4 protein-coding genes and 1 pseudogene are annotated in these 7,765 nt (G+C 40.7%); all 5 read left to right on the top strand.

Annotation, left to right across the window (positions count from 1 at the left end):
• Position 1 precedes the first annotated feature (1 nt).
• The 5 genes and pseudogenes from GCA01S_RS16000 (at position 2) to GCA01S_RS15980 (ending at position 7,255) form a co-directional block, all read left to right on the top strand.
• Complete coding sequence (locus GCA01S_RS16000; protein WP_409978120.1) at positions 2-1,594, top strand: acyl-CoA synthetase; 1,593 nt, start codon at positions 2-4, stop codon at positions 1,592-1,594.
• Positions 1,591-1,852: pseudogene (locus tag GCA01S_RS21370) on the top strand (enoyl-CoA hydratase/isomerase family protein); the annotation flags it as partial. The gene GCA01S_RS16000 and the pseudogene GCA01S_RS21370, both read left to right, overlap by 4 nt.
• 650 nt (positions 1,853-2,502) lie before the next feature.
• Positions 2,503-4,113 carry a PucR family transcriptional regulator gene (locus tag GCA01S_RS15990; RefSeq protein WP_042411378.1) on the top strand — a complete coding sequence of 537 codons (1,611 nt, stop codon included), beginning with the start codon at positions 2,503-2,505 and terminating at the stop codon, positions 4,111-4,113.
• A 196-nt stretch (positions 4,114-4,309) separates the two neighbouring features.
• On the top strand, positions 4,310-5,776 hold the full coding sequence (locus tag GCA01S_RS15985) for a CoA-acylating methylmalonate-semialdehyde dehydrogenase (protein ID WP_042411375.1): 1,467 nt from the start codon (positions 4,310-4,312) through the stop codon (positions 5,774-5,776).
• A gap of 126 nt (positions 5,777-5,902) precedes the next feature.
• Positions 5,903-7,255: an aspartate aminotransferase family protein gene (locus GCA01S_RS15980; protein ID WP_017437714.1), complete on the top strand. Its 1,353-nt coding sequence runs from the start codon at positions 5,903-5,905 to the stop codon at positions 7,253-7,255.
• The last annotated feature ends 510 nt before the right edge of the window (positions 7,256-7,765 follow it).

The raw sequence follows: 7,765 nt of genomic DNA, 5'->3' as shown, positions 1-7,765 counted from the left end.
TATAGAGGGAGGGGTTTCATTGGATTTGGGTTTTCTGACAAGACGAATGGCCAATGACGCTAATGTGAGTAATAATGAAAAAATAGCCATAAAAGAAGAATCCGGAAGATCATGGACATATAAGGAACTCCATCTGGTTTCGAATGCCTATGCAAATAAGCTTCGTGAACTGGGAATACAAAAAGGTGATCGGATAGGGATTTTACTTTACAACTGCCTTGAATATTTTGGTCTTTATTTTGCCGCAGCCAAACTTGGAGCAATAGCTGTTCGTCTAAACTTTCGCCTTGCAAGTGCTGAATTGGAATATGCTCTAAATGATTCGGGGACGAAAATATTATGCTTCCATTCAACTTTGGCAACTCATGTTAAAGAAGTTAAGGATCAAGTTCAGGTTGAACGCTACATATGTCTATCAAATAACGAAGCAGACATTCCACCTTGGGCGGAAAGTTGGGCTATTTTAAATAGCGGTGATCCAGACGAGGTAAAGACCGATCATATTAAATTAAGCGACCCACTCATGCTTATGTATACTTCGGGGACAACGGGAAGACCTAAAGGAGCCATCTGGACGCATGAAACGACGTTTTGGTTTTGTGCCATGCAGTCGATGAAGTGGAAATTTACAGGACAGGAAATTGGGATGACGACAGGGCCGCTCTATCATGTCGGAGCGATGGAAGATCTCGCTCTCCCTATTTTGATGATGGGCGGAACGGTTATCATAACGAAAAGCAAAGGTTTTAAGATTGAGAGAATTCTTTCTGTTATCGAAAAAGAAAAAGCGACCGACTGCTTTTTATTTCCTTTTATGATTTATGAAATGCTCAACTCACCCGCACTTGATCAGTATCAGTTGAAACATTTAAGAATAATCTACACCGGAGGCGACCCGCTCATGCCATGGGCTTTAGAGACACTAAAACAAAAATTTCCGCATCTCGGCGTTGTCCAAGTGTATGGGTTGACAGAGGGAACCCCAATTGCCGCTGCCCTTGACCCAGAAGATGCACTTTTGAAAGGACATACCGTTGGAAAACCGATGCCGCTGACTGAAATAATGATCATCGATGACGACGGAACACCTTTACCAACTGGAGAAATCGGGGAAATCGCGATCAAAAGCCCGGCGGTTTCCGTCGGATATTGGAGGAAGCCAGATGAAACGAAAAAAACGTTCGTAAATGGTTGGTGCAAAACAGGGGATTTGGGGAAGTTTGACCATGATGGGTATTTATCGATTGCCGGCCGGAAAAAAGATATGATCCGTAGCGGCGGTGAAAATATATACGCAGCTGAAATTGAAGATGTACTTTATCGGCATGAGGCAGTTAAGGAAGTGGCAATCATCGGCATTCCCGACCCGAAATACATTGAAGCCGTATGTGCGGTCATTGTAAGGAAAGAAGGGGCCAAGTTGACGGAGGAGGAAGTGATAGAGTATTGCAAAAAGTATCTTGCCAGCTATAAGAAACCGAAAAAAGTCGTTTTTGTTGAAGAATTACCGCGCACTCCATCCGGAAAGGTCCAAAAGTATATTTTGCGAAACCAGTACGGCCGCAGGAATGAACTTGAGGAGGGAAGCCGATGAAAAATAAACAAGTCGTTTTTTGGTCAATATTAAATAGTATTACTATAATCACCATCGACAATCCTCCTGTCAATGTAATGGATGCAATTGTCTCATGCAGTCGATGAAATAAAAGCTAATGCTGCTGTGAAAACAGTTATCCTTACAGGTGCAGGTGAGAAAGTTTTTGTCGCCGGTGGGGATATTAAATTCTTTCCTGACTGGATGGGAAAAGGAATCGAAGAAGCAAAACAAAAATCGTTATGGCCTCAAGCTCCTTCTTTCGGAAAAATGGCGCTCGCTGCGTTGGAATAGGCGCCGTTTCCATCGGATCTGGCAGGCAAGAGATCGAAGAGGTTCTCGCCCTTTACCGGCAAAGCGAGGGCTTACCATCGCCACGAAAGTCGACAATGTGTCTCGGCGCGCTTTTAGGCCGTTGCATTTTAAAAAAATGCAACAGGCCAAAAATGCGTTTTATTTTTGCCTCCTTCCCAAGTACGCTCCTTCCTTTGCCTCACCTCATTATAATTTTTGCTTGTTAGGCGCGTAAGGGTCTGCGCTCTTTCGGACGGTTGATACTGCGTTCCACACCTTTCTACCCGCCTTCGCACAAAAATTCCCTCCTTCTCAAACAAGGGAAGGAGGTCTAGAAGATGAAAGAGAAGGCGTTGTCATCGTTTTTATCCTAATCGCAGCAGCCATCTTCCTCTTTTGGACGTCACATTTCATCCCGAAAAAACTTAATCTACGGAATCATCACAGCAATACTGGTTATCTACTTCATCGTCGAAATCATCAGATTCAACTTCTAACGAGGTGAAGTGATGAACCACTCCTTTTTTTGCTTTAAGAAGGAAAAAAGAACAATATACTGAATATTATTATTATATTCAAATTATCTGTTGCACAAAGGAGGAAAAGAGAAGTGTATGAAAACTTCCAAATTAACCGTTTCCGATATTTTGAAAAGGAAACATTTTGAACATATTCAAATTGCAGCGGGGCATCAAGGTTTGAATCGCACGGTGAAATGGGTGCACGTTGTGGAAGTGACAAAAATTAATAAACTATTGAAGGGAAAAGAACTGATTCTATCCACTGGAGTAGGATGGAAGGAAAATAAATCGTTGTTTCTATCTTTTGTGCAACAACTCATTGAATGTGATGCGTCCGGATTATGTATTGAAATGGGAACTTATGCTTCTTCCATTCCACAAGAGATTATTAACTTAGCAAACGAACACCACTTTCCCATCATTCTCTTTCTCAAAGAAGTTCCATTCGTCGAAATCACCCAAGATATCCACACCTATTTAATTAACCAGCACTATCAGATCATTTCCAGCCTAGAGTCGTATTCACAAGAATTAAACAAGAAATTGTTATCGATTGATCATTATGATGAGATTTTAAAATTTCTACATGATTATTTAGGTCATCAAGTCATTTTTCGGATCAATGGAAAAGAGGTAGAGTTAGTACCGAAATATGTGCAACAATCTAAAGAAGAACAGCAATGGTTTGATCCTACGCTTCATCCACAGCAAAAGACAGCCTCACAGTCCATCCGAATCTTCGGGAATGAATATGCGGAATTATCCATTGTTTCCATCGATAAAGAAATTAGCGAATTGGATCTTCTCATTTTGGATCGAACAGCTACGGCCCTTGCCCAACATTTATTGCGGGATTTATATGTAGAGGAAAAAAAGCGGGTGCAAGAAAATGAATGGTTAAAGAGCTGGTTAGAAGGAGAGCATACGAGTGAAGCTATTGTCGACTATTTAACAGACCATGAAGCAGAATTAAAACCAAAAGGCGGATTTGTAAGTATTTTTAGATTCAAATCATCCAAACAATACTCCAACTTAGATATTACTTATTTCAAATTATTGTGCCGGACTATTTTTGAGCAACAGGGATTCTCCACGTTTCCTGTTGATTTTCGCAATAGCGTTGTCTTTATTATGGTGAATAAGCGTGACATAAAAACATGGAAAAATCGTATGAAGATAGGAATTAAATATTTGATGGAATCTGATTTTGCGAATAAGAAAAGAATACCGAACTTTCTCATCGGAGTCGGGAAATTTGTGGAAAACCTCTCCCATATGGACAAAAGTTATCGCACGGCTTTAGAAACCATTAAAATTCGAAACCAACTTGGAGAAAAAGCAAATAGCTATTTTTACGAGGATTTACATATATATCGAATTATTTCGCTTATTCATAAATATAGCGATTTGCAAGAGGTGGTAAAGGAATATTTAGAACCTGTTATTCAATATGATAAAAAATACAATGGAAAGCTGATGGAAACATTAAAGGTGTATTTGGCGTGCAACGGTTCGAAAAAAGAAACGGCCAAAAGATTGTTTGTCGTTAGACAAACGCTTTATCATCGTATCCAAAAACTAGAAAAATTATTGGGTGACGATTTTATGAATCCGGAGAAACGGTTAGCTATTGAATTTATGATCAAAGCATACGAATATTTAATGCCAAATAACGAAGCGCAATATGTACAAAATGACAAATAAGGCTCTTCTACAGAAGTAGAGGAGTTTTATTTCTTATGTATTTGTTGCTGTTCAACAAAGGAGCCTAGTCATATTGTGGAATGAACACATTTATATTTTTTACATTTTGTCTAATGAAGGAGATTGGAAATTAAGAGATAATTTTCTTAAAGTTAAATAATTCGAAATAGCCCGACATAAAAAAGGAGGTTTTATGATGACGGTGACAAAGAACGAAACAACGATTTTGAAAAACTTTATTAATGGACAATGGGTAGAATCAAGCGGGACAGAAACATTGGAAGTGCCGAATCCGGCGACAGGGGAAGTATTGGCGCGGGTTCCGATTTCGACGAAGGAAGATGTAGACAGAGCTGTTCAAGCGGCCAAAAAAGCATTTGAAACATGGAAAAACACACCGGTTCCTAAGCGGGCGCGGATTATGTTTACCTTTCATCATTTATTGAACGAGCATCACGAAGAATTAGCAAAGCTTGTCGTTCAAGAGAACGGAAAGGCCTATAAAGAAGCGCATGGGGAGATTCAAAGGGGCATTGAGTGCGTGGAATTTGCCGCAGGCGCTCCAACATTAATGATGGGAGAGTCACTATCAGGGATTGCGGAAGGTATTGATTCCGAAATGTTCCGTTATCCTTTAGGAGTAGTCGCTGGAATTACACCATTTAATTTTCCGATGATGGTGCCTCTTTGGATGTTTCCGTTGGCGATTGCTTGCGGGAATACGTTCGTATTAAAGCCATCTGAAAGAACACCGATTTTAGCCAATAAACTAGCTGAGTTGTTTACACAGGCTGGGGCGCCAGAAGGAGTGCTTAATATCGTTCATGGGGCGCATGATGTCGTTAATGCCCTCATCGACCACGAGGATATTAGAGCCATTTCTTTTGTTGGTTCACAACCTGTTGCCAAGTATGTATATGAGCGTGCCGCTGCACAAGGCAAACGTGTACAAGCGCTTTCCGGAGCGAAAAACCATCACATCGTCATGCCTGATGCGGATATAGAGACAGCGGTGCAGCACGTGATCAGTTCCGCTTTTGGAAGTGCAGGGCAGCGTTGTATGGCATGCAGCGCAGTTGTCGTGGTCGGCGACAATGAACAGTTTGTAAAACTGCTAAAGCAAAAGGCAGATGAGCTTATTATCGGAAATGGCATGGATCCAGAAGTACTTTTAACCCCAGTTATTCGTCAATCCCACCGTGAAAAAGTATTAGGCTACATTCAAAAAGGGATTGAAGAAGGAGCAGTACTGATTCGGGATGGACGCAAAGAAATGGATGAAATGCCAGAAGGCAACTTCCTTGGACCAACGATTTTTGATCATGTCACACCAGATATGACGATTGCCAAAGAAGAGATTTTTGCTCCTGTTCTTAGCTTGCTGCGTGCCAAAGATTTGGACGAAGCGCTTGAATATATTCGCAAATCCCGGTACGGAAACGGTGCGACCATTTATACGAAAGATGCGAAGGCTGTCCGGAAATTCCGTGAAGAAGCGGATGCGGGAATGTTGGGAATCAATGTGGGTGTACCGGCAACGATGGCATTCTTCCCGTTCTCCGGCTGGAAGGATTCATTTTATGGGGATCTCCATGTAAACGGAAAAGATGGAGTGAACTTCTATACACGCAAAAAAATGATTACTTCTCGATTCGATTTTTAACAACATCTTGTACGAAGTTTTATTAAGCTGAGCAAGAACAGGTTTACTTACTCGGGAACCCCTCCGTTTTGAGACGAAGTCTAGGCGGAAGGGAGTTTACTTTACCATAGAAAGAAGGGAAGAGAAATGGTTCAGGTTCATCAAAACGAGCAATGGCTTGCGAAAGATAGTCAATATATATGGCATTCGATGAAGCCGTATAATCCGGATGCGACACTAGTGGTGACAGAAGCGAAAGGATGTTGGGTTACCGACCATACAGGAAAAAAATATTTAGATGCGATGGCGGGATTATGGTGTGTGAATGTAGGATATGGACGTGAGGAATTAGCGGAAGCAGCTTATGAACAGCTAAAAAAACTTGCGTACTTTCCGCTTACTCAAAGTCATGTGCCGGCCATTCAGCTTGGTGAGAAATTAAATGAGCTGCTTGGGGACGAATATGTTATTTTCTTTTCCAACAGCGGCTCTGAAGCCAATGAAACTGCCTTTAAAATCGCAAGGCAATATCATCAACAAAGAGGAGAGTATAACCGATATAAAATTATTTCCCGCTATCGGGCATACCATGGAAATTCGATGGGGGCTCTTGCCGCAACGGGACAGGCACAACGGAAATATAAATATGAACCGCTTGCGCCAGGGTTTATTCATGTGCCGCCTCCAGACAGCTATCGTGACAATGATCAAGCGGAAAATCCGCGAGATTTACGGTCCGTTAAAGTAATCGACGATGTGATGACATGGGAGTTGAGCGAAACTATTGCGGCGGTAATCATGGAACCGATTATCACTGGAGGGGGAGTGCTAATACCGCCGGAAGGATATATGAAAGCCGTAAAAGAAGTGTGCGAAAAACACGGCGCCTTGTTAATTGTCGATGAAGTGATTTGTGGATTTGGCCGGACAGGCAAACCGTTTGGATTCATGAACTATGGGGTAAAGCCGGATATTATTACGATGGCAAAAGGAATTACAAGCGCGTACTTGCCGTTATCGGCGACCGCTGTTAGAAAGGAGATTTATGAGGCGTTTAAAGGAACGGAAGAATATGACTATTTCCGTCATGTTAACACGTTTGGCGGCCATCCTGCAGCATGCGCTTTGGCATTAAAAAATATTGAAATTATGGAAAGGGAAAATTTATTTGCGCGTTCGAAGGAAGCAGGCGACCGACTGTTAAATGAATTAAAAAATAAACTGCAAGACCACCCTTATGTTGGCGATGTGCGCGGAAAAGGCTTGCTCATTGGAATTGAACTAGTAGCTGACAAAGACACGAAAGAGCCTCTGGATGTTTCGCTTGTTAATAAAGTGATTGGCATTTGCAAAGAAAACGGCCTAATTATTGGGAAAAACGGCACGACTGTTGCGGGATACAACAATGTGCTAACATTATCGCCACCATTGAATATAGAAGACAGCGATCTCTCGTTCCTGGTAAATACGTTAACCGACGCATTATGGAAAATTAAATAAGGAAATACGGATGGTGTCAAGGCCGATTCATTTTTGGCATTAACAATTTTGCGGTAAACATGGGAAGAAAACTAAATTACAAATAACAAAAAATGCAGGCAGAAAATAAGGGGAGTTCCTTTTCCTATTTAATCAGTCTGATTGAAGGAAAGGAACTCCTCTGATCATTTTAAAGTATATGACGTTTTTAAATCCTTTTTTAAACCTGTATGAGTTCTAACACAGAAAACCCTTCTCTTTTATATTTGGTTATGATTTTTTGTAAAATCATATAAATTTAAAAAGAGAAGTAACTTTTATAGTTAGTAACTTTATTAAAGCGATAGGTTTACTTTTTTTAAAAAAATTATATATAATATCTATTAAGTTCTGAAATAAACAAAAGTTCTGTCTGTTACAAAAATAAATCCATACAAATCAAAAGCAAAGAGAGAAAGAGGTTCATAGACAAGCTAGCATACATAAATTTTTTCATCGATCATTTCATCATGTAATCGCTGAGAGAAGTGT

This window comes from Parageobacillus caldoxylosilyticus NBRC 107762, assembly GCF_000632715.1.
Classification (GTDB): domain Bacteria; phylum Bacillota; class Bacilli; order Bacillales; family Anoxybacillaceae; genus Saccharococcus; species Saccharococcus caldoxylosilyticus.
The sequence above is the reverse complement of the archived record's forward strand: the minus strand, read 5'-3'. Positions and strand labels throughout refer to the sequence as shown.

Excerpts from the sequence above, each read along its gene's own strand:
- GCA01S_RS15985 (WP_042411375.1), top strand. The coding sequence starts at position 4,310 with ATGACGGTGACAAAGAACGAAACAACGATTTTGAAAAACTTTATTAAT.
- GCA01S_RS15990 (WP_042411378.1), top strand. The coding sequence starts at position 2,503 with ATGAAAACTTCCAAATTAACCGTTTCCGATATTTTGAAAAGGAAACAT.
- GCA01S_RS15980 (WP_017437714.1), top strand. The coding sequence starts at position 5,903 with ATGGTTCAGGTTCATCAAAACGAGCAATGGCTTGCGAAAGATAGTCAA.